The following is a 22,707-nucleotide window of genomic DNA, read 5'->3' as shown; positions in this document are numbered from 1 at the left end:
GATATACAAAGTATCTCACACAACGCATCACCAACATGGATAAGCAACGGGAATTGGACTTGAGATATCTCCGAATGGCTCTTATCTGGTCGGAAAACTCATACTGCAAGCGCAGACAGGTGGGCTGTCTTGTGGTCAAAGATCAGATGATTATATCCGATGGTTATAACGGAACACCCTCCGGATTTGAAAATATCTGCGAAGATGATGATGGCGTTACAAAGCCATACGTACTCCATGCAGAAGCAAATGCCATAACAAAAGTTGCCGGCTCATCTAACAGCAGTAAGGGAGCGACAGTCTATGTAACGGATTCGCCATGCCTGGAATGCGCGAAACTGATCATACAAAGTGGTGTCAAAAGAGTAGTATTCGGACGCCCATACAGGCTTACAGATGGAGAAGATCTGCTGAGACGTGCCGGAGTAGAAGTATTGTTTTTGGATATTTCTCAGTTTGAACAAAACCATGAAGAATAAAAGTCTCTCCCCGTTCTCCAAGATACTTATTCTGGTTGTAGTATTCGGAGTCGGTATATTTATCGGATCAAGATCCGTCACTTACCACTTTATATCCTACGGTAACTCTTCAAAAGCCGCAGGGATAAAGAAGGTAGAGAAGGCTCTGCAACTGATAAAAGACAACTATGTGGATGAAGTCTCCATAGACTCTATCGCTCAGAACATCGTCCCGACCATATTTTCCGAGCTTGATCCTCACTCAAGCTATTTTACCAAAGAAGATTATGAGCAAGAGGCGGGAAGGCTTTCCGGTCATATCTTCGGCATTGGTGTTTCATTTAACAAGCTTATAGACACAGTAGTTGTTCTTCAAACCGTACCTAACGGGCCTTCGGATATTGTAGGGATAAAAGCCGGAGACAGAATTATAGCAGTCGATTCTATAAGCATTACCGGAAAAGAAGTTTCCCAAGATAGTATCATGGGACTGCTTAAAGGTCCTAAAGACTCTTCTGTAAGATTGTCTGTGCACAGACCATCAGAAAAGAAGAATTACAGCTTCAATATAAAAAGAGGACAGATACCCGTTCCTTTGGTCTCTCCGGCTCTTCTTTTGTCTGACAGCATCGGATACATCAACATAAAGAGCTTCGGGCAGACGACCATATCGGAGTTTCAAAAAGCGGCGGTATCTCTCATGAAAGATGGTGCTAAAGCGTTGATACTGGACTTGAGAGACAATTCGGGAGGACTCGTACAGGGAGCACTCTTCATTGCAAACGATTTTCTTCCTCCTAAAAAGCTCGTTACCTATACAGAAGGTAGAGCACACCCCCGAAAAGACTACATTTCGGACGGGACAGGATCTTTTCAAGATCTGCCCGTGTATATCCTTATCAGCCAATTCTCTGCGTCTTCGTCCGAACTGTTGGCCGGCGCATTACAAGACAATGATAGAGCTATATTGATAGGACGAAGAAGTTTCGGGAAAGGAGTCATCCAGCAACCATTCTTCTTTTCAGATGGTTCGGCAATACACCTGACCGTCGCCAGATACTACACCCCAAGCGGTAGAAGTATTCAGAAAGAGTACAAGCTGGGACAATCTGCCCAGTATGGGGAAGACCTCATAAAGCGTAGCATGAGTGGAGAGTGGTTTGTCAAGGATAGCATACACTCGGATAAGTCTCTCCTCTACCATACCGCCGGAGGAAGAGAAGTGTACGGAGGTGGAGGTATCATTCCGGATATATTTGTGGCACAAGATACTATGGGCATCACTTCCTACTATTCGACAGTGATGAAACAAGGATTGATATCGGAGTATGCTTTCAGATATGTGGATGCAAGAAGAGAACTGTTCAAGAGTTTGGAGGGAATAGAGAAAGCTCTTCCCTATCTTAAATCTCAATCTCTTCTATATGATTTTTCAAGATTTGCAGCAAGAAAGGGAGTAACACCCAAGAATTATCTGATTTTCAAATCCAGAGAGCTTATTCTGGAAGCTATTTTCTCGCAAATTCTTTTCTTTGCGTACGATGAAGGGGAACGTATAAAACTTCTTGCCTTAAATGACTGGGATATCTTGGAGGCGCAGAAACTCGTAAGAGAAGGATTTACTTCTCCCCTGCACTTGGAAGGCTATCAACCTTCTTCTCACAACAGGTACTTGTTCTATACAGTGAGTATTCCGACCACTGATGAAGAGGACGAAAGTGCCGAAACACAAATAGAGCAATAATGCTATGACAAAAAAAGAAATACGGCAACAAGTAAAGCAGGAAATAAAATCTCTAACTCGAACTCAGCAAATCCAGGAAGCAGGAGAAGCTGCAACGATTTTGGTAAACTTTTTGGAACAAAACTTTCCCAAAGCAAGCGTGGCACTGTTTTTCTCTATGACCGGTGAGATTGAAACAGGAGACCTGATCCATACTCTAACTACAAAAGATTTCAAGGTGAGTCTGCCTCGTGTGGAAGGTGAGCACATTCACTTCTATCCTGTGGGGAAACCGGGAGGAGACTTCTTTGATATATCCGAATATGGTATTCGAGAACCTATCGGAGAGGTAGAAGATCGTGTATGCAAAGAGGTTGAAGTAGTTATCGTTCCCGGAATGGCATTTGATCACAAAGGAGCGAGGCTGGGCAGAGGCAAAGGTTTTTATGACCGCTTTCTGAATGCGCACCCTTCAACCGTGAAGGTCGGTTACGCATTCAATTGCCAAATATTGCCGGAAATCCCCACAGAAGAACACGATATCAAGATGGACTATGTAATATCAGCGTCCGGCTTGAAGATCTTTAACGATAGATAATGACACAAGGAAATCAACGGAAAAGATCCATAACCATACTTGGAAGTACCGGATCCATCGGGACACAAGCCTTAGACATTATCAATCGTCATCCGGATCTTTTTGAGGTCTATGCTCTTGTTGCTAACAGAAATAGTGATCTGCTTATCTCTCAAGCAAGAGCATTTTCTCCTGCAGTGGTCGTAATTGCAGACGAATCCTGCTACTTAGAGGTGAAAGACGCTTTGAAGGATCTTCCTATCCATGTATGGACAGGCAAGGATTCTATTACCGGCGTGGCTGCATCTCAAGAGGCTGATATTGTTCTTACCGCAATGGTTGGGTTTGCAGGACTGGAACCGACAATAGCTGCAATAAAAGCAGGAAGGACAATTGCATTAGCCAATAAGGAAACTCTCGTGGTAGCAGGAGAGATGATCACTGCCATGGCAAGCCAATACAATGCGTGTATCATTCCTGTGGATTCTGAACATTCTGCGATCTTTCAATGCTTGGTGGGAGAGAGTTGCAATAAGATCTCAAAACTGATTCTTACCGCATCCGGAGGCCCTTTCATAGATATTCCGGCTTCGGAACTTAAAAATGTCAGACCGGAACAGGCTCTTAAACATCCAAACTGGAAGATGGGGAATAAAGTAACTATCGACTCGGCTTCTCTTATGAATAAGGGATTTGAGATGATAGAAGCTCGATGGCTCTTTGATGTTAATCCTTCTGATATAGAAGTATTCATCCATCGCCAAAGCATCATACACTCGATGGTTGCATTTGAAGATGGTAGCTTGAAGGCTCAATTAGGACTACCGGACATGAGAGTTCCGATCGCTTATGCTCTCTCTTTCCCTTACAGAAAGCCAACAGGCGTTCAAGCACCCTCCATTCAGGCTATGAGTTCTCTCTCTTTTGAGGCTCCTCGCACAGAAGATTTTCCAAATCTTTCTCTTGCCTATCGCAGTATAGAAGCCGGAGGTGTTGCTCCGTGTATTTTGAATGCGGCCAATGAGATTGCCGTAGAGCGTTTTCTCAATCACGAGATCGGATTTATGGATATATCTCATCTGATAGAGACGATGCTGAACAAATACTCATCCAACTGTGCAAACCCTCTTTCTTTGGACGATCTCATCTCTCTCAACAAAGATGTAAGGCATAGTGCATCTTTGTGGTTAAAACATTAAAATTGATTTTTTAGACTTTCATATATGTCTCCTTTCTTAATCAAAGCTCTCCAGCTCATCCTATCTTTTTCCATACTCATATTCGTACACGAGTTAGGTCATTATCTTTTTGCACGTCTCTTTAAGATACGTGTCGATAAGTTTTATCTCTTCTTCGACTGGGGATTCTCTCTCTTTAAGTACAAGCCCAAGGGCTCTGATACAGAGTTTGGTATTGGTTGGCTTCCTCTTGGAGGTTACTGTAAGATTGCAGGCATGGTGGATGAAAGCATGGATACGGAACAACTTTCCAAACCGGCAGAGCCATGGGAATTCAGATCCAAACCAGCTTGGCAAAGATTACTTGTTATGGCAGGAGGAGTAATATTCAATATCATATTGGCTGTTGTCATATACACAGGCTTGGCATTTAACTATGGAGATGACCTGCTCCCGATGTCATCTGTCGGTCATAATATCGCTTACAGTAGTGTAGGACACGATATGGGACTAAAGGATGGGGATATGCTTCTTGCTGTGGATGGCACTCAACTGGAATACTACGATAATACCCTGCTAAGAAAGATCGTTGACGGTAAGGTTTTAACGGTAGATAGAGACGGCGTAAAGCAAGACATCGAAATCCCTGTTGATCTCATGCAGGCAGTCATCGCTTCCAACAAACCATTCTCTACCCTCTCCCTGCCTGCCATCATCGAGAATGTGATCCCCGACTCCGAAGCATCCAAAGCTGATTTGAAGAGTGGAGATAAGATTTTGGAGGTAAATGGAGCAACCAAGGATCTGCAAGGATTTGTATCGGCAATGGAAGCCCATAGAGGAGACTCGGTAGAGCTGCTTGTTGATCGGAATGGAGAAAAAATTTCCATATCGGCAATGGTGAACAGTGAAAACAAGTTGGGTGTATCTCTTGTCCGCCCAACTATCCATATCTCCTACTCCCTGCTCGAATCCGTTCCTGTGGGGCTTAAAAAGATGTACACGACTTTGTCTTCTTATGCCTCTTCTTTGAAATACTTGTTTACCAAGGAAGGAGCTTCCCAAATAGGAGGGCTTGGAAGTATAGGCAGCCTATTCCCGGAATCTTTCAACTGGATGAATTTTTGGAGCTTAACCGCTCTGATCTCGATCATATTGGCGGTGATGAATATTCTGCCCATTCCTGCTTTGGATGGGGGGCACATCGTATTCTTATTGTATGAGATCATAACAAGAAAGACCCCCAGCATCAAGGTTCTCGAAAGAGCTCAGATCTTTGGATTAGTACTCCTCTTTGGTCTTATGCTCTATGCGAATATCAATGACATCATCAAGTTTTTCTTTAGATAGATGACAGAAAATCAAAAGCCCGGCAGCAGAAGAAGACACTACAAACAGAGCTTTAGAACAGCTTCTCCTTTATATCCATCGGATGTGGAGGAGAAGCTTGGTTTTGTTAAGACTCGGGAAGAGATTTTGGAGAGATGCGGCAATGAAGTCAGCAGACATCTTGCGGAAAGCATCAAGTTCTCGACCGACTTCAAGGAGATTTCCCATCAGCTCTCCCTGGTAAGAGAGATGCAGACGCTTACCGCATCTTCCGGCAGTGCTTTCCCCTCCACAAGATATGGGGATATTAAAGAAGCTATTTCTGCCATTCGCCCCGAAGGAACGTATCTGCCCATAGAGAAGTGCATTTCGTTGAGAGAGCTTCTGTCTGCTTCCGAAGAGGTGCAACGCTACTTTGAGCAGTATTCCAAACAAGAGGGCGAAGATTCTCCGATTTGTATCGACAATCTCAGAGAAGTAGCCTCTCAAATCGTACCTGTAAGGAATGTCTCCAAAAGACTTTCCGTGATTCTGGACGATGAGGGCAATGTTTCGGACAGTGCTTCTCCGCTTCTTCGAGAGATTCGGAGGGAGATGGCAAGAATGGAAGTCGGCATTGGGAAGACGATCCAGTCCATCCTCGCCCAAGCACATGCCGAAGGCTGGGTAGACAAAGATCACAGCGTTACGATGAGGGATGGCAGACTTGTTCTTCCCGTGATACCTCATGCCAAAAGAATGGTTCGAGGGATACTGCACGACGAGTCCGCCACGGGTAAGACGCTCTTCATAGAGCCGGAAGCCGTTGTCGAGGCGAATAATAAGCTTAGAGAAAAAAGGAGCGAAGAGAAGAGAGAGATCGTGCGCATACTGAAGGAGTTCACGGCACTTGTTCGCGAGCATCTGCCTGAAATCAAAAGTAACTCGCTTGCTCTCGGAGTGTTGGACTTCGTCACTGCCAAAGCGAAGTGGGGCAGCAAGTACAACGCGATTGTTCCTCTTCATCTTTCTGCCTCTCCGGGGCTTCAGTGGAAGGAAGCCCGCCATCCTTACCTGGAGCATCACCTCAAGCAGGAGGGGAAAAGCATTGTGCCTCTGGACATAAGGCTGACCAAGAGGGAGCGCATACTGGTCATTTCCGGTCCCAACGCCGGAGGCAAGTCCGTCTGCCTGAAGAGCGTAGGGCTACTGCAATATATGCTGCAGTGCGGTCTGCCCGTGCCGATGTCCGAAGAGAGCCATGCCGGCATCTTCAACAATATTTTTCTCGACATCGGAGACCAGCAAAGTTTGGAGAACGACCTCAGCACCTACTCCTCTCACCTCTCCAACATGAAGCACTTCATTCTTCATGCGGGGTCTCACTCGCTGCTGCTTATCGACGAGTTTGGTTCCGGCACGGAGCCGGTCATCGGGGGAGCCATTGCGGAGTCTCTGTTGGAATGCTTCATAGAGAAAAAATGCTTCGGCGTGATCACCACCCATTACACCAACATCAAAGACTTCTGCGAGACCCAAGAGAGTGCCGTCAACGGAGCCATGCTTTTCGACCGGCACAAGATAGAACCTCTTTTCAAGCTCTCCATCGGTCAGCCGGGAAGCTCCTTTGCGATAGAGATCTCCAGGAAGATAGGTCTGCCGCAGGAGATACTCGGCCGTGCTTCCGAGAAGGTGGGCGAAGACTTCATCATGCAAGACCAGTATCTTCAGAGCATCATGAGGGACAAAAAGTACTGGGAAGAGAGAAGAGCCGACCTCAAGACAAAGCTGAGCGAGCTGGAGCAGGAAAAAAGAAAATGGGAAGAGCGGAACGAAAAGCTCAAGCTCAAACAGACACAGCTGATCAAAGAAGCAGAAAAGCAGGCGGCAGCAATCATAAAAGGCGCCAACTCCGAGATCGAGAAGACCATCCGGGAGATCCGGGAGTCCGGCGCGGACAAGTCCGTAACCAAGGAGCTGCGACAAAATCTCTCCGAGCAGCACCGCCGCCTGGAGACCAAGAGCCGATCTTCCGAGAAGGCATCCTCCCCTGCCCCGACCTTCAAGCCCGGAGACAGCGTAGCTGTAGAAGGTGCGGCAGAAGTGGGAGAAGTCCTGGAGATAAAAGGCAAAAAAGCGCGCATTCGTTTGGGGCAGATCTCCATGGAAGTGCCGGTGAGCCGGCTCAAGCCCTCCCTAAAATCGCCCACGAAAGTACAGAAAAGCACCTCGAAGATCGTTCTTGAATCCGGCTCCGAGAGCAGGCTCCACTTCAAACCTCAGATAGACTTGAGAGGCATGAGAGCCAACGAAGCCATGGAAGCGCTGGCGTACTACATAGACGACGCGTATAAGATAAACATCTCGCCCGTCCGCATCCTTCATGGCACGGGCACCGGGGCATTAAGAGAGATGGTACGAAGCTTTTGCGCCTCCTCACATCTCGTCAAGTCGTACCGGGACGAACACGCCGACAGAGGAGGAGCAGGCATCACCGTCGTGGAGCTGTAATCCTCTCTCTTCTACCCTCTTTCCCGGCCTCTTACCCTCTTCCGAAAGAGCTTGCGACAAGCCCCAAAAATCTTTTTTCGGAGACCTCCCAATACTTATAGACACAGAAAAAACCTTCCGTTCGGAAGAGCAAAAATTTCTATGGGCATAGAAAAAAATTTCTATGGGCATAGAAAAAAATTTCTATGGGCATAGAAAAAAATTTCTATGGGCATAGAAAAAAATTTTCATGGGCATAGAAAAAAATTTCCGTGGCCAAGAAAAAAAATTTCTATGGGCATAGAAAAAAATTTCCGTGGCCAAGAAAAAAATTTTCTGTGGCCAAGAAAAAAAATTTCCGTGGCCAAGAAAAAAAATTTCCGTGGCCAAGAAAAAAAATTTCCGTGGCCAAGAAAAAAAATTTCCGTGGCCAAGAAAAAAAATTTCCGTAGGTAAGAAAAAATATTTTCGTAGGTAAGAAAAAAAATTTTCGTAGGTAAGAAAAAAAATTTTCGTAGGTAAGAAAAAATATTTTCGTAGGTAAGGAATTTTTCATGCTTCCCGAAAGCGGCTAAATACCTGAGTATTAAAGCTGTTTTCGGAGAGGGCGACTTTTAAGATCAAAAAGCAGAAAAAGCATCCCCGTCCGGCTTGTGGCGACACAGGACAGAGCTGGGAGAAATGAAAAAGTTCCCGGCGCCAACAGATGCGGCACCGGGAACTTTTTGTTCGTTGGCGGATGCCCGAAACGAAGATTCGGGACATCGGCGGATCATATTGCAGACTAATCGTTCATGTTTTCGAGGAAGCTCCTGTTGTCCAACGTCAGCTCCATGTTGCTCTTTATCTGCTCCATCGCCTCTATGGAGTTCATCTCCCCGACCATGCGGCGGATGATTCTCATTCTGTTGAGCGTGAGGTCGTCCTGGAGCAGGTCGTCGCGCCTTGTGCTGGACGCCAAAATGTCCACCGCCGGGAAGATGCGCTTGTTGGCAAGACGCCTGTCGAGCTGAAGCTCCATGTTGCCCGTTCCCTTGAACTCCTCGAAGATCACTTCGTCCATCTTGGAGCCGGTCTCGGTGAGTGCCGTAGCCAAAATGGTGAGACTCCCTCCCCCTTCGATATTGCGCGCGGCACCGAAAAATCTTTTGGGCTTCTGGAGCGCATTCGCTTCCACCCCACCGGTCAAGACCTTTCCGGATGCGGGCTGAACGGTGTTGTAAGCACGTGCCAGACGGGTGATGGAGTCGAGAAGAATGACCACGTCGTGCCCGCACTCCACGAGTCGCTTCGCTTTGTTCAGGACAATCTCCGCAATCTTGACGTGCTGGTCTGCCGGCTCATCGAATGTGGAAGCAATCACCTCCGCATTGACGCTCCTCTGCATGTCCGTTACCTCTTCGGGACGCTCGTCTATGAGCAGCACAATCATGTAGACCTCAGGGTGATTGTACGCAATGGCATTGGCTATATCTTTGAGCAGCATCGTCTTACCGGTCTTTGGCTGAGCCACGATCAAGCCTCGCTGACCCTTGCCGATGGGAGAGAAGAGATCTACGATGCGCGTGCCGATCTTGTCGAAAACTTTTGGGGACTTGGGTGCTTCCAGGTTGAACTTCTCCGTCGGGAAAAGTGGCACCAGGTGGTCGAACGGAACGCGGTCTCTCACCTTCAACGGGTCGCAGCCGTTGATGCCCTTGACCGTGGCAAGAGGGAAAAACTTGTCGCCATCTTTCGGTGCTTTTACGACGCCTTCGATGACGTCGCCCGACTTCAATCCGTAATACTTGACCTGCTGAGGAGAAACGTAGACGTCGTCCGGAGAAGAGAGATAGTTGTAGTCCGCCGAGCGTATGAAGCCGAAGCCCTCACTCATCACTTCCAAAACACCGCTCATGACGAGCGCCTCGCCAAAGTCGTAGTAGGCATCCGTGGGCAGAGCACTCTTCTTGCCGGACTGCTGATGAGGGGCAGGAAGAACCATGGGAGTGGCTTTTACACCTTTCGCCACGGACTGAACGGCTTTGTGATCCTTTGCTTCGGCATTCGCCCCATTCAGAGGTGCGCCCGCCGATTGGCCATTCTGCTGTTTCTTCTTGTTCTCCTGCTGCTTCTTCTGCGGGTTGGGAGTAGAGATGAGAGGCATCATCTCTCCAAGCAGAGAGTTGTTGGCTTTCGGATTTTTGAACACAAAAGCTCCCTGCGATGCCTCCGCCGGCTTTACCTCCTCCTCTCTTGATGATTCTTCCGGATGCTCCGAAGCAAGATTCTTCTGCACTCCGTTCTCCTGCGATGGCTCGGAAATCTTCTTTGGAGAGCCGGATGGAGATACAATCTTGATATGTGAGTCCGGTCTCGCAGGCAGAGATTTTACCTCCTCTGAGGCTGGCTGTCTGTTTTCTTCCGCACGAGAGACTAACCTGATATTCTTGGAAATCTCTCTCGTTGCTGCGTTATTATCGGTTGATGGAGTCGCAGAAGATACAGGTTGCTCCTGCTCCCTTTTTCCTTTCTGAGAAGGCACGAGCTTGATGTGCGACTTTTGAGATTTGCTCTCTTCTGCTTTCTTTGCGGATGCTCCTCCCACAGGATCTTCTGAAACCTCCGGACTCTGAGCGAAAGGCTTATCTTTTCTTTCTTCCGCCGCTTTGGCTTGCTGTTCTTCCTTCTTGGGACGCCCTCTTTTGCGCTTGGCTTGAGCCGTATTTCCGGCTCCGTTGGGCTGTTTTGCCGAATCTTTCCCCTGCAATTTCGCAGCCATCATTACGGCTTGCTTGTCTAATATGGAGTATATAAGATTCTGCTGAGTGGCACTCTCCGCATTGGGAATATCCATGGACTTTGCCACCTCTTGCAACTGCTCCGGCGACATTTTCTCAAGTTGAGAAATATTGTAATTCTGTGACATACTTATTTTAATCTCATCTCCATCCGCAAAAGAATGAAGAGTATCGGTTTATAGTAATTTGATGTATGAACTTCTAATCGGATTTCCTTAGATACAAAGGAAAACGTACAAAACTAAAAATGAAAAGAAAACACTCGGTCCGGAAAAAGACCAAATAAGATAAAAACAAAACAGAGAATCTTTCCAACTTTCAGTCCTTAAAACAGGAATTTAGAAGATAAAAGGTTATTCGGAAAGAAGCTCTAAGGAATTTTGTTCTGCGCAAAGGTAGATTAAAAATGCGACTTATACAATATTCAGAGGTGGATACGAGGATCGGAATCAATTAAAAACCTCTTATTATCTATCGGAATGACAAGGATGTTCCCATTTGAGGCAGAAAACTTTCCGTGTATTAGGACGGATCTTGACGGAATCTGCGACTCTAAAGGGCAAAACTCCCAATACCTCTCCCACAGCTTCTATTACCAAATAATTGGGTCTGAAAATATTGGGTACCCCGTGATCCTTAAGAAAATCCGTTGCTTCTTTTCGTCCTCTCATACCCATAGGAGAAAAAGAATCTTTGGTATCGACGGTACGAAGAACAAGTGTCTCCGGAATTGTATCCGCATCCAAGTACAAACATCCCTTATCGTATGCTCCAACTTCCTCGACATCAAGGAACGAAGCTGCAATAGTACCTTTGCCTACATGCCAAGAGCCATTAACCTTCGGAATTGTTATCTTAAACTCCCTCTCTACATTGACCGGAGAAAGATAGAGAGCGCCTCTAAAGAGTTCTGCTTCGTAAGACACATCTCTATTAAAAAAGCGACGTCCGGAAAGCATAGGTTCTCTCAAAATATCTGCGATAACCTCAGAAGAAAAATTGTACTCCGAAAGATATTCATGTAAAAAGGCAGCAGGAGAGGTGCTTATCACAAGTTTGTGCATATCCAACCGCTGCCCGAATCGTGTAATTGCAACCTTTGCAAAATCCAAATAGGACTTCTGAAAAGCAAGATGCTCTTCCTTCCAATAATCTACACTCTTGAATAAAGTATCTTCTATGGATGGATTAAACTCCTTAAGCAAGGGTAACAGCTCCAGTCTGACTTTATTTCTCTTGTAGATAGGCTGATAATTAGAGGAATCTTCTATGGATGGTATGGAATGAAGCTTCGCATACGCCCTCAACTGTTCTTTTTTTATTCCCAAAAGAGGACGCAAAATAGGAGATCTCCACTCTTCCATTCCCAAAAGACCTCTGATTCCTGTTCCTCTAATCAGATTTAGAAGGATCGTCTCTACTTGGTCAGTGTGATGATGTCCAAGGGCTATCGCTTCTGCCCCATAGGTCTCTTTTAGTTCTTTCAGCCACGCATGGCGGAGATCCCGGGCAGCCATTTCGATAGAAATACCTTTCTCTTTTGCTACCTTTTGTGTATTAAACACCATGTAGAAAAACCGGTGATTAGACCAACGTTCTGCGCAGACATCACGCACGAAGGCAGCATCCCGTTCCGACTCTTTGCCTCTAAGCTGAAAATTACAATTGGCTATGATAAGATTGTAACCGGCTGCATCCAACAAGTGAGTAAGAACCATGGAGTCCAAACCACCACTAAGACCAACCACAACGGTAGCTCCTTCCGGTAGAATATCGGAAGTGCGCTCCATAACATACGATTTCAGATCTATTTGCATAGTAAGACCTGTGGGAATATAAACGACAATAATTACAATCTAAAAAGCGACAAAAAGCAATTCTCTCTCCTACTCCGAAGAGAAAGGAGAGATTTTAGCCAAAGAATCTCACAAGGAGAAAATCTTACTTCTCTTCTCCAAGATTCTTATCTACCAAGATGCGCCCGCAGTACTCGCAAACCACAACTTTCTTTCGAGTCTTAATCTCAAGCTGTTTTTGAGGAGGAATCTTGTTAAAGCAACCCGAACAGGACTCTCTATCTACTGTTGATACAGCCAATCCGTTTCTGGCAGATTTGCGGATACGCTTGAATGCTTTGGAAAGTCTCTCATCCAACTTTGTCTCCAACTTGGATGCCTTCTCTCTAAGTTTCTCTTCTTCCACTTTGGTTTCCGAGACTATCTCATCCAACAAGCCTTTCTTTTCTTCAAGATCTTTGCTTCGTTCAGAAACAACCTCCATGATCTCTTCCAAGACCGACTTGATATGCTTGATCACACCTTCATCTTCTCCAATCTTCTTTTCCAAGAACTGAATCTCAAGAGACTGATACTCGATCTCCTTGGTTAAGCTCTCATATTCTCGATTGTTCCGAACAGAGTCCAACTGAGCAGTATATTTTTCAATCGCTGTCTGTGCTTCTTTGATCCGCACCTTTCTGTCAGCAATGATTTTCTTAATCTCTGCAATGTCTGCCTCGCACTTAGACTGTCTGGTTTGAAGGCCTGCGATTTCATCTTCAAGCTCTTGAACTTCTATCGGAAGCTCTCCGCGAAGAATACGAATACGGTCAACCTCAGACATTACTTCCTGAAGATCATAAAGCACCTTCAGTTTCTCCTCGATGCTTATCTCTTGTTCTACTTTTTTCTTGGCCATGTATATATTACTAATGTATATAGTGAATCGGATTTTGATTTCTTTCTGAGAAACAGAGTGCAAAGTTACTGAATTTCTGTGATATTACCTCCTTAAAGCATTTCAATGCAATCATTTCGGATTCATAATGCCCTATCGTTGCCAAGACGATGCTCTCTTTTGCGTCCAGATAATCGTTATATTTTGCCTCTCCGGTGATAAAAATATCAGCATTGGCACGTATGGCGTGCTTTAACAGGAATGCACCGCTACCTCCACAAAGCGCAACCTTCCGAATCTTTGTCTTAATCGGATGGGAATGAGCTATCTGCTTTATGTTCTCATTACTGCTTTTCAGCAAATTCCAAACCTCTTCAAGGGGCATTTCTTCGGGAAAATCTCCCATGATACCTGCTCCATAAGAAGAAAAAGATGTCTCAAGAGGCAAAATATCCATAGCAACCTCTTCGTAGGGATGCACGGCTTTTATTCTTTTCACTCCTTCATGCAGAGATATTCGTGGTACTACCGTAGATATTGCCACTTCAGGCTCGGTGTGAATCTCCCCCGGAGAACCACAGAAGGGATTTGCTCCATCGAGTGCTCTAAAACGACCTTCTCCTGTATGGGTAAAGCTACAGGCATCATACAGCCCCTGCTTACCCCAACCGGACTCTGCCATAGCCTCACGAACTTTTTGAGCATGAGACTGAGGCACATAAACCTGCACTTTACAGTACTGCCCCTCCATAGGAAGAACGGGACGAAGATTTACGAGCCCCAACTCTTTCGCCCAATAGTGGTTAAGCCCGTCGGGATGATTGTCCAAGTTCGTGTGAGCTGCATAGATTGCTATACCATTTCGTAAAGCAAGTACGACGGCTCGTTCCTCGTACGTGGCTCCGGTAATCCTCTTCAGCCCTCTGAACAGAAGAGGATGATGCGCCAAAATAAAGTTATATCCTTTCTTTATAGCCTCTTCCACCACCTGCTCCGTAACATCAAGGGTCAGAAGTACTCCCGTAACCCGATCAGAAAGTATGCCCACCTGCAGTCCGCTATTATCATAAGACTCCTGCAAAGGGAGCGGAAAAACCTCCTCTATGGCACGACAAACATCTTGAACAGTAGCAATCATCCGAATCTTTTATTACTTCTTCTGAGGGATACAGACCTGCAAACAAAGTTCTTCCAGCTGTGCATTATCTATGATCGAAGGAGCATCTATCATGACATCCCTTCCTGAGTTATTTTTAGGGAATGCGATACAGTCCCTTATACTGCCAAGACCGGCAAAGATGGAAACCCATCTATCCAATCCGTATGCTATACCGCCGTGAGGAGGAGCCCCATATTTGAAGGCATTGATAAGGAAACCGAATTGATATTGAGCCTGCTCATCCGAGAAGCCAAGCACTTTGAACATCTTTTTCTGAAGCTCGGAGTCGTATATTCTTATAGAACCGCCACCCACTTCTACTCCGTTTATGACCATGTCGTAAGCATTTGCACGAACAGCGCCCGGATCGGAATCGAGAAGAGATATATCTTCCGGTTTTGGAGATGTAAACGGGTGGTGCTTGGCATAGAACCTCTTGGTATCTTCATCCCACTCCAATAGAGGGAAGTCCACAACCCAAAGACAAGCATACTTATTCGGGTCCATGAGTCCGATCCGACGCGCCACTTCAAGACGAAGTTCACCAAGCTGTTCTCTCGTCTTCATGATATCGTCTCCACTCAAAATCAGGATCAAGTCTCCCTCTTTGGCATTCATCTCCCTCTTCAGCTGCTGAAGCACTTCCGGAGTATAAAACTTATCCACACTGCTCTTTACGGATCCGTCTGCTTCCACACGGGCATATACCATACCCTTAGCCCCAACCTGCGGACGCTTCACATAGTCTGTCAGGCTGTCTATCTCCTTTCTTGTCATGGATGCTTTGCCTTCCACACAAATGCCTCCTATGTATGCGGCGTTGTCAAAGACGCTGAATCCGTGTCCTTTCAAGATGTTATCCAGCTCTACAAACTTCATATCGAAGCGGATGTCTGGCTTATCCGAGCCGTAATATTTCATGGCATCGTGCCAAGACATACGAGGATAGCTTTCTGTCTGCTCTACTCCAAGAATATTCTTGAAAAGATGTTTGGAAAGTCCTTCAAAGGTCTGAAGAATATCTTCCTGCTCTACAAAGCTCATCTCGCAGTCTATCTGTGTAAACTCCGGCTGTCTGTCGGCACGCAGGTCTTCGTCTCTAAAACACTTTACGATCTGGAAATATCTGTCGAAACCACTGACCATAAGAAGCTGCTTGAATGTCTGTGGAGATTGTGGCAGAGCATAAAACTCTCCTTCGTTCATACGTGAAGGCACCACAAAATCCCTTGCTCCTTCCGGAGTGGACTTGATAAGCACCGGGGTCTCAACCTCCAAGAAGTTAAGCGAGTCCATGTATTTTCGCACCTCGATAGTCATTTTATGACGAAGTTCAAGGTTCTTTCTCACTGCATTTCTTCTTAGATCGAGATAGCGATACTTCATCCGAAGATCGTCTCCTCCGTCTGTATCATCTTCGATGGTAAAGGGTGGAGTGGCTGCTTTGTTCAGTATCTTGATCTCCTTAACATCTATCTCGATCTCCCCCGTCGGGATGTTTTTGTTCTTAGACACACGTTCTATGACTACTCCACGAGCCTGTATCACAAACTCTCGCCCAAGATGCTCTGCCTGTTCCTTTAGATTGTTATCTCTTTCTCCATTGAGAGTCAGCTGAGTAATGCCATATCTGTCTCTGAGATCGACAAAAACCAACCCTCCCATAGTACGTACTCTCTGTACCCAACCGGCAAGAGTAACCTCCTTTCCTGCATCTTGAAGTCTCAGACTTCCGCAAGTCTCTGTTCTAAGCATGATATTTATTCTGTTAATCTATTACTTGTCTCATAGTCTTTACACTTCCACAAAAGTACATAAAATCTCTGTATTATTTGTAGATTTCTTTTGTATTAAATCTCTTACGAACTCCGCTTTTTTCTTCAATCGGCATCTCAAATATTCTGAGCAAATGATCGAATAAAACCGGTCTTTTTTAGACGTAAAAATCGACATAAAAAGGGGGCTTTGGAGATGGTATTTTTATATAAAAATGAAGAGCGAAAAGGTCCCGAAAAATGAAGTCGTCAAAACAGGGAATCTCCTAAAAATTTCAGGATAAAACCGATAACAAACTCACCATGAAACGATTACAAAATATCGCGAATTTGAAAACTTTTTCCTCGTGATCGAATTGAAGCCCCAAATTCGAGTTAATAAAGATCAAAATAAGTCCGCAGAAATGTAAACAAAACACAACGAGGGAAATCGGGTAAAATCGGCAAAATCGAACACAAAACAGATAAAACACTAATAACCAACCGATTATGTAAAAATTCTAAACACGTTAATCGAATCCGGTAAACGTGTTTAATGAAATCACTAAACGTGTTCATTGAAAAATTAAACACGTTAAGCCNATCCGGTAAACGTGTTTAATGAAATCACTAAACGTGTTCATTGAAAAATTAAACACGTTAAGCCGACAAAATATGCTCGTTTAGCGTTTTTGCTTAGCAGGTATCAGAATTTGTGTTAATAAAACAGGCTCAATTTAACAATTCGATCGTGCTCTGAAAACGACCCCTCCGATGAAAATAGAGAGAGCGAAAAAAGTGAGCATTTTTCGGGATGGAATATATAAAAATGAAGCTCTGAAAAAGGGGGCTCTATTGACAAAAAAGAGCGTAAAATGTACACGATACAGGGTGTATTTTTTAGGATATTTATCCGAAGAGTTTTGAGCATCCATTTGGATGCCGAATAGCGATCGAATAAATCCGAAATCAGGAAACATAGAATGATTGGAAAATTGAGATAAAAACGAGAGACATTAGAACCGGATTGGTCAAACGCTCATCACTCGTTATTTTTTGTACATTTGTAAGCTATATAGAATAACCCTATAAATTTAACTTTAAGTAAATGACAACTCAAATTAACCACACTACCCTAAGAGAAAATGTATGGGTAAGATGGGGACTGCTTCTCGCAGTATCCTTCACGATGTTTTTTGCCTACATGTTTGTGGATGTTCTCTCCCCTATTAAGACAGAATTGGAACGCCCCGAAGTGTTAGGCTGGTCTTCTTCCGTTTTCGGAACGTATGCCGGCAGTGAATTTTTCATCAATGTCTATCTGCTGTTCCTCATATTTGCGGGTATCATTTTGGACTCTATGGGGATTCGCTTCACTATCCGTCTCTCCGGAGGGCTTATGGTGCTCGGTGCGCTCATAAAGGTTTATGCCCTGAGTGGTACCTTTATCAATGGAGGACCCGGATATGAGTTCTTCAACTCTTTTTGGCCCGAATTTCCTGCAACGGCTAAGCTTGCCTGTGTAGGATTTGCCATATTCGGCACCGGATGTGAAATGGCCGGCGTTACCGTGTCTCGCATCATCGTGAAGTGGTTTACGGGCAAAGAGCTGGCTTTGGCAATGGGGATGGAGATGTCTATTGCCCGCCTTGGTGTTTTTGCCGTATTCTGGCTCTCTCCATACTTGAACAAGACTTTTGAAAGTGTGCAAGCACCTGTTATCTTCTGCACAGCGCTTCTCATGATAGCATTCCTGCTTTATCTTGTTTACTGCGTATTCGACAAAAAGCTGGACAAGCAAGAGGGAGAAAAATCCATGGAAGCACAAGAGGATGAAGCTTTCCACATCAAGGATCTCAAATATATCGTTTTCAACAAGATGTTTTGGATTGTTTCGCTGCTTTGCGTTCTGTTCTATTCAGCAATATTCCCATTCCAAAAGTTTGCTTCGGATATGCTTCAAAGCAACCTCGGACTGAGTGTCGAGACAGCAGGACAGATATTCAGCTTGTTCCCTCTCGGCGCTGTGTTTATCACGCCACTAATGGGTATTTTCCTCGATAAAAAGGGTAAAGCAGCAACCATGCTGATGATGGGATCTTTCTTGATGTTTGTCTGCCACTCCATATTTGCTTTCTACGATTTTGACAGAGGAACAACAAGAGCCCTTGTTGAGGCTATCATGGCAATAGTTTTGCTTGGTCTTGCATTCTCTCTTGTACCTGCCGCTCTATGGCCTTCCGTACCTAAGCTAATAGACAACAAGGTATTAGGATCGGCATACTCTGCTATTTTCTTTATTCAAAACATCGGACTGATGCTTGTACCAACGTTTGTAGGTAAGGTTTTGGACTCTACCAACCCCAATGTTCAGGCAGGAGAACCAAAGAACTTTATGTTTGCAATGATGGTATTTGCCTCTTTTGGTGTTTTGGCATTCTTTTTGAGTCTTCTTCTTAAAATAGAAGATAAAAAGAAAGGCTACGGATTGGAAAAACCGAACGCCAAATAAACAACAAGAACATACACTTTTATTTGAATGATAAAATCAAAAGACATAGCCCTTGCGGCTATAAAAGGACTTGAAGAGAAGAAGGGCAAAGATATTGTCCTTCTTGATCTGACTGTTTTAGATGATCCTATCTGCGACTATATGGTCATTGCCAATGGTAACACCAACACGCAAGTGGAGGCTCTTGAAGACTCTGTCAGAACCATTGTAAGAAAAGAGACCGGAGAAAATCCGACCTGGAGTGATCGTGGTAACGGCGAGTGGATCGCAATAGACTATATTTCCGTTATGGTACATATATTTGTACCCGAATTGCGTAACTATTATGCTCTGGAACAACTTTGGGCAGATGCTAAAATTACGCACATAAAAAGCGAAGAATAGAGTTTCTCCGACAAATTATCTAATACCAAAAACAGCATGAACGGAAATACGAACAACAATAGACCTCAAGGACCGAACTCTTCAAGGGGTAGAAACCCCATGAAGGGTATCGGTTTTGGGTGGATATATGTCGTTATTCTAATAGTACTGGGAACGATGTTCCTAATCAGTCCATCTCCGGAAAACAAGATGGACTGGAGCGAGTTCCAGTCTTATATGGATAGCAATAGTTTTGAGTCCATAACAGTCTATACCGAAAATGGAGAAGCTGTGGGGACTCTGAAAAAAGAGGCTGCCGAGAAATATCACAAGTCAAAGCAAGAAGAAGCCGGTAATGACGATTCCATAGGGGCCAAAAGGACTCTATTGGCAAATAACGATGTTACGACGGAAGTACCCGGAGCAGGAAGTTTTGAAGCCTACTATCAGAAGTTGAAAGAAGCAGACAAACTCCCGGATGCAAGGATCAAGTATATCAATCCGAAACCGTCCATATTCCAATACATCTTCTCTTCTCTACCGCTCATCATTCTCATTGGCTTCTGGATATTCGTGATGAGTAGAATGTCGGGAGCTAAAGGTGGAGGTGGAGGCATCTTCAACGTGGGTAAGAGCAATGCCCAGCTGTTTGACAGAGAGAACAAAGTACGAGTAACATTCTCCGATGTTGCAGGTCTGAGTGAGGCCAAAACAGAAATAGAAGAGATCGTACACTTCCTTAAAGAGCCCAAGAGATATACTCATCTTGGCGGTAAAATACCTAAAGGTGCTCTGCTTGTAGGACCTCCGGGAACAGGAAAAACACTTCTTGCAAAAGCCGTGGCGGGAGAGGCTAATGTCCCTTTCTTCTCTCTATCCGGATCCGATTTTGTGGAAATGTTCGTAGGAGTCGGAGCTTCGAGAGTTAGAGACCTGTTCAAGCAAGCAAAAGAGAAAGCACCTTCTATCATATTCATAGACGAAATAGATGCCATTGGTAGGGCAAGAGGTAAAAATGCAGGCTTTGGAGGAAATGATGAGAGAGAAAACACATTGAATCAGCTCCTTACAGAGATGGATGGATTTGATACCAATAGTGGAGTCATCATACTCGCTGCAACTAATAGAGCCGACATCTTGGATAAAGCCCTACTGCGTGCCGGTCGATTTGACAGACAAATCCATGTAGATCTACCGGATCTTAACGACAGAAAGGAGATCTTTAAGGTGCACATGAAGAGGCTGAAGATGGACGAAAGTGTTGATATAGATCTTCTCTCCAGACAAACACCGGGATTTTCCGGAGCTGATATTGCAAATGTGTGCAACGAAGCAGCTCTTATTGCAGCTCGTAATGGTAAGGATGTAATACAGCGTGTAGATTTCATGAACGCTGTGGACAGAATAGTGGGAGGCCTCGAAAGGAAATCCAAGATAACCACTTCAGAAGAGAAACGCTCGATAGCCATTCACGAGGCCGGTCACGCAACAATCTCTTGGCTGTTGGAGCATGCCAATCCTCTTATTAAGGTTACTATTGTACCTCGCGGTAGAGCACTTGGAGCAGCTTGGTACTTACCGGAAGAGAGACAGATTACCACTACTGAACAGTTGTTGGACGAAATGTGTGCTCTCTTGGGAGGACGAGCAGCCGAAGAAGTTGTTCTTGGTCGTATATCCACAGGTGCATCCAACGACTTGCAAAGGGTAACAAAAATGGCACAAGCAATGATTACCTACTTTGGGATGAGTAAGACGATGCCTAACATCAACTTCCAAGATTCTCAAAATGAGTATGGATTTACCAAGCCTTTCAGCGAAGAGACTGCACGAAAGATAGATGAAGAGATCCTTGAACTGATCAATGAGCAGTACGACAGAGCTAAACAAATACTGAGAGATCATAAAGATGGTCATGCCGAAATAGCCCAACTTCTACTGACCAATGAAGTGATCTATACGGATGACGTGGCTCGTATCTTGGGAGAACGCCCATGGAAAAGCAGGACTGAAGAGCTTCTATCGCACGATATTCCTGAAGATAAAGTAGAACCCAAGGAAGAGGAAATCTCCGAACAGAAGAAATACCTCATTGATAGGTAGTTTTTTCTTAACTTTGTTCACAATATATTGACTTTTAGATCCAAGAAACAGAAAAAATATGCTTGAAAAGATACTGATCTTAGACTTTGGCTCTCAAACGACTCAGCTCATTGGAAGAAGAGTGAGAGAGTTGAATACTTACTGCGAAATAGTCCCCTATAACCAATTTCCGGAAGACACTACTAGCATAAAAGGTGTTATCCTTTCGGGCAGTCCTTTTTCTGTTTATCAAGAAGAGGCATTCAAAATAGATTTGCAAAAGATTCGAGGAAAGTTTCCTCTATTAGGAATCTGTTATGGTGCACAGTATATCTCACACTCTTTGGGCGGAAAAGTAGAGTCATCTAACACTCGTGAGTTTGGAAGAGCAACCCTTGTGGAGATCTCTTGTGCCGATCCTTTGATGAAAGGAATTGCTCCGAACAGTCAGGTTTGGATGTCTCATGGAGATACGATAACCTTCCTTTCCGATAGTTTTTCAGTGGTAGCATCAACAGAGAGTGTGAAGAATGCAGCATTCCGTGTGGAAGGAGAAAAGACTTGGGGTGTTCAGTTCCATCCGGAAGTGTATCACTCCGAATGTGGATTGGATCTGCTCAGCAACTTCTTGGATATTTGTGGCTGCGAAAGGAATTGGACACCTGCATCATTCATCGAAACAACCGTGGCGCAACTCAAGCAAGAGTTAGGTAATGATAAGGTTATCCTTGCGCTTTCCGGTGGCGTCGACTCTTCTGTTTGTGCCGTTCTGTTGAATAGAGCAATAGGAGACAGACTTACTTGCATCTTTGTGGATCATGGGTTACTCAGAAAGAATGAGTTTGAAAATGTTCTAAAGGACTATGAGCATCTTGGTCTGAATGTCAAGGGAATTGATGCAAAAGACTATTTCTATGAACAACTGAAAGATGTTACAGACCCTGAGACCAAACGCAAAATCATTGGTAAAGGATTTATAGATGTTTTCGACCGTGAAGCACACAAAATAGATGATGTCAAGTGGCTGGGACAAGGAACAATCTATCCCGATGTCATAGAGTCTCTTTCCATTACCGGAACGGTCATAAAGAGCCACCACAACGTGGGGGGGCTTCCTGAAAAGATGAAACTTAAACTTGTGGAACCTCTTAGAACTTTGTTCAAGGACGAAGTACGTAGGGTCGGACTTGAATTGGGTATGAGACCTCATCTTATTCATCGCCATCCATTCCCCGGTCCCGGCTTGGGTATCCGTATTATTGGAGCAATAGATGCGGAGAGAGTAAGAATACTCCAGGATGCAGATGATATTTACATCAGTATGCTTAGAGAGTATGGGCTATATGATAAGGTATGGCAGGCAGGAGTGATCCTTCTTCCAATAAAATCTGTCGGAGTAATGGGAGATGAACGCACGTATGAAAATACGGTAGCTTTAAGAGCCGTAACTTCTACGGATGCCATGACAGCAGATTGGGCACATCTGCCTTATGAGTTTCTTGCAAAAGTTTCAAACGAAATCATCAATAAAGTCAGAGGTGTCAACAGAGTGGTGTATGACATAAGTTCAAAACCACCGGCAACCATCGAATGGGAATAAAGGCAGAAGCCTCTGAGTCTCTTGTGTGCTCAGAGGCTTTCTTTTTT

The 22,707-nt window shown here is 44.7% G+C and carries 16 protein-coding genes; 11 read left to right on the top strand and 5 right to left on the bottom strand.

What is annotated here, in order from left to right; genetic code table 11:
- Window positions 1-35 precede the first annotated feature (35 nt).
- The 7 genes from HQ29_RS00485 to HQ29_RS00455 all read left to right on the top strand — a co-directional run bounded on the left by HQ29_RS00485 (window position 36) and on the right by HQ29_RS00455 (window position 8,190).
- The gene (locus tag HQ29_RS00485) at window positions 36-479 is read left to right on the top strand and encodes a dCMP deaminase family protein (RefSeq protein ID WP_036792156.1); all 444 of its coding nucleotides are present in this window, start codon (window positions 36-38) and stop codon (window positions 477-479) included.
- Window positions 469-2,202, top strand: a complete 1,734-nt coding sequence (locus tag HQ29_RS00480; RefSeq protein WP_052079282.1) for a S41 family peptidase — start codon at window positions 469-471, stop codon at window positions 2,200-2,202. Before HQ29_RS00485 ends, HQ29_RS00480 begins: the two co-directional genes overlap by 11 nt.
- Before the next feature lie 4 nt (window positions 2,203-2,206).
- Entirely contained in the window at window positions 2,207-2,779 is a 573-nt protein-coding gene (locus HQ29_RS00475) for a 5-formyltetrahydrofolate cyclo-ligase (protein ID WP_036866901.1), read from the top strand.
- Window positions 2,779-3,957: a 1-deoxy-D-xylulose-5-phosphate reductoisomerase gene (locus HQ29_RS00470; RefSeq protein ID WP_036792150.1), complete on the top strand. Its 1,179-nt coding sequence runs from the start codon at window positions 2,779-2,781 to the stop codon at window positions 3,955-3,957. The genes HQ29_RS00475 and HQ29_RS00470 overlap by 1 nt, the downstream gene beginning before the upstream one ends.
- Before the next feature lie 24 nt (window positions 3,958-3,981).
- On the top strand, window positions 3,982-5,286 hold the full coding sequence (gene rseP, locus HQ29_RS00465; protein ID WP_036792147.1) for an RIP metalloprotease RseP: 1,305 nt from the start codon (window positions 3,982-3,984) through the stop codon (window positions 5,284-5,286).
- Window positions 5,287-7,755, top strand: a complete 2,469-nt coding sequence (locus tag HQ29_RS00460; RefSeq protein ID WP_052089620.1) for an endonuclease MutS2 — start codon at window positions 5,287-5,289, stop codon at window positions 7,753-7,755.
- A gap of 207 nt (window positions 7,756-7,962) precedes the next feature.
- A complete protein-coding gene (locus HQ29_RS00455; protein WP_036866898.1) occupies window positions 7,963-8,190 on the top strand; it encodes a hypothetical protein in 228 nt (75 codons plus the stop codon).
- A 328-nt stretch (window positions 8,191-8,518) separates the two neighbouring features.
- Here HQ29_RS00455 and rho read toward each other — a convergent pair whose 3' ends face one another.
- The 5 genes from rho to aspS form a co-directional block, all read right to left on the bottom strand.
- Window positions 8,519-10,642, bottom strand: coding sequence for a transcription termination factor Rho (gene rho / locus HQ29_RS00450; RefSeq protein ID WP_036866895.1), 2,124 nt, complete (start codon window positions 10,640-10,642; stop codon window positions 8,519-8,521).
- 339 nt (window positions 10,643-10,981) lie between these two features.
- On the bottom strand, window positions 10,982-12,331 hold the full coding sequence (gene tilS, locus HQ29_RS00445) for a tRNA lysidine(34) synthetase TilS (protein WP_082226795.1): 1,350 nt from the start codon (window positions 12,329-12,331) through the stop codon (window positions 10,982-10,984).
- A 124-nt stretch (window positions 12,332-12,455) separates the two neighbouring features.
- On the bottom strand, window positions 12,456-13,211 hold the full coding sequence (locus HQ29_RS00440) for a zinc ribbon domain-containing protein (protein WP_036866889.1): 756 nt from the start codon (window positions 13,209-13,211) through the stop codon (window positions 12,456-12,458).
- Window positions 13,212-13,221: 10 nt separating this feature from the next.
- Window positions 13,222-14,328 (bottom strand): Nif3-like dinuclear metal center hexameric protein, encoded by a 1,107-nt coding sequence (locus tag HQ29_RS00435; protein ID WP_036866886.1) that lies wholly within the window; start codon window positions 14,326-14,328, stop codon window positions 13,222-13,224.
- 12 nt (window positions 14,329-14,340) lie between these two features.
- Window positions 14,341-16,104, bottom strand: a complete 1,764-nt coding sequence (aspS, locus tag HQ29_RS00430; protein ID WP_036792137.1) for an aspartate--tRNA ligase — start codon at window positions 16,102-16,104, stop codon at window positions 14,341-14,343.
- A gap of 1,107 nt (window positions 16,105-17,211) precedes the next feature.
- Here aspS and HQ29_RS00425 point away from each other — a divergent pair.
- From HQ29_RS00425 to guaA, 4 genes are all read left to right on the top strand, one after another.
- Complete coding sequence (locus HQ29_RS00425) at window positions 17,212-18,615, top strand: MFS transporter (RefSeq protein WP_036848860.1); 1,404 nt, start codon at window positions 17,212-17,214, stop codon at window positions 18,613-18,615.
- A 27-nt stretch (window positions 18,616-18,642) separates the two neighbouring features.
- Window positions 18,643-18,999 (top strand): ribosome silencing factor, encoded by a 357-nt coding sequence (rsfS, locus tag HQ29_RS00420; RefSeq protein ID WP_036862707.1) that lies wholly within the window; start codon window positions 18,643-18,645, stop codon window positions 18,997-18,999.
- Window positions 19,000-19,098: 99 nt separating this feature from the next.
- Complete coding sequence (ftsH, locus tag HQ29_RS00415; RefSeq protein ID WP_082226807.1) at window positions 19,099-21,081, top strand: ATP-dependent zinc metalloprotease FtsH; 1,983 nt, start codon at window positions 19,099-19,101, stop codon at window positions 21,079-21,081.
- A gap of 58 nt (window positions 21,082-21,139) precedes the next feature.
- A complete protein-coding gene (guaA, locus tag HQ29_RS00410) occupies window positions 21,140-22,660 on the top strand; it encodes a glutamine-hydrolyzing GMP synthase (RefSeq protein WP_036866879.1) in 1,521 nt (506 codons plus the stop codon).
- Window positions 22,661-22,707: the final 47 nt, after the last annotated feature.

The sequence above is a fragment of the Porphyromonas canoris genome, assembly GCF_000765975.1.
Taxonomy (GTDB): Bacteria; Bacteroidota; Bacteroidia; order Bacteroidales; family Porphyromonadaceae; genus Porphyromonas_A; species Porphyromonas_A canoris.
Note: the sequence above shows the minus strand (reverse complement) of the source record. Positions and strands in the feature narration are given on the sequence as shown.

Bases quoted from the DNA above. Each gene is read 5' to 3' on its own strand.
- HQ29_RS00485 (WP_036792156.1), top strand. From the start codon at position 36: ATGGATAAGCAACGGGAATTGGACTTGAGATATCTCCGAATGGCTCTT.
- HQ29_RS00480 (WP_052079282.1), top strand. From the start codon at position 469: ATGAAGAATAAAAGTCTCTCCCCGTTCTCCAAGATACTTATTCTGGTT.
- HQ29_RS00475 (WP_036866901.1), top strand. From the start codon at position 2,207: ATGACAAAAAAAGAAATACGGCAACAAGTAAAGCAGGAAATAAAATCT.
- HQ29_RS00470 (WP_036792150.1), top strand. From the start codon at position 2,779: ATGACACAAGGAAATCAACGGAAAAGATCCATAACCATACTTGGAAGT.
- rseP (WP_036792147.1), top strand. From the start codon at position 3,982: ATGTCTCCTTTCTTAATCAAAGCTCTCCAGCTCATCCTATCTTTTTCC.
- HQ29_RS00460 (WP_052089620.1), top strand. From the start codon at position 5,287: ATGACAGAAAATCAAAAGCCCGGCAGCAGAAGAAGACACTACAAACAG.
- HQ29_RS00455 (WP_036866898.1), top strand. From the start codon at position 7,963: ATGGGCATAGAAAAAAATTTTCATGGGCATAGAAAAAAATTTCCGTGG.
- rho (WP_036866895.1), bottom strand. From the start codon at position 10,642: ATGTCACAGAATTACAATATTTCTCAACTTGAGAAAATGTCGCCGGAG.
- tilS (WP_082226795.1), bottom strand. From the start codon at position 12,331: ATGCAAATAGATCTGAAATCGTATGTTATGGAGCGCACTTCCGATATT.
- HQ29_RS00440 (WP_036866889.1), bottom strand. From the start codon at position 13,211: ATGGCCAAGAAAAAAGTAGAACAAGAGATAAGCATCGAGGAGAAACTG.
- HQ29_RS00435 (WP_036866886.1), bottom strand. From the start codon at position 14,328: ATGATTGCTACTGTTCAAGATGTTTGTCGTGCCATAGAGGAGGTTTTT.
- aspS (WP_036792137.1), bottom strand. From the start codon at position 16,104: ATGCTTAGAACAGAGACTTGCGGAAGTCTGAGACTTCAAGATGCAGGA.
- HQ29_RS00425 (WP_036848860.1), top strand. From the start codon at position 17,212: ATGACAACTCAAATTAACCACACTACCCTAAGAGAAAATGTATGGGTA.
- rsfS (WP_036862707.1), top strand. From the start codon at position 18,643: ATGATAAAATCAAAAGACATAGCCCTTGCGGCTATAAAAGGACTTGAA.
- ftsH (WP_082226807.1), top strand. From the start codon at position 19,099: ATGAAGGGTATCGGTTTTGGGTGGATATATGTCGTTATTCTAATAGTA.
- guaA (WP_036866879.1), top strand. From the start codon at position 21,140: ATGCTTGAAAAGATACTGATCTTAGACTTTGGCTCTCAAACGACTCAG.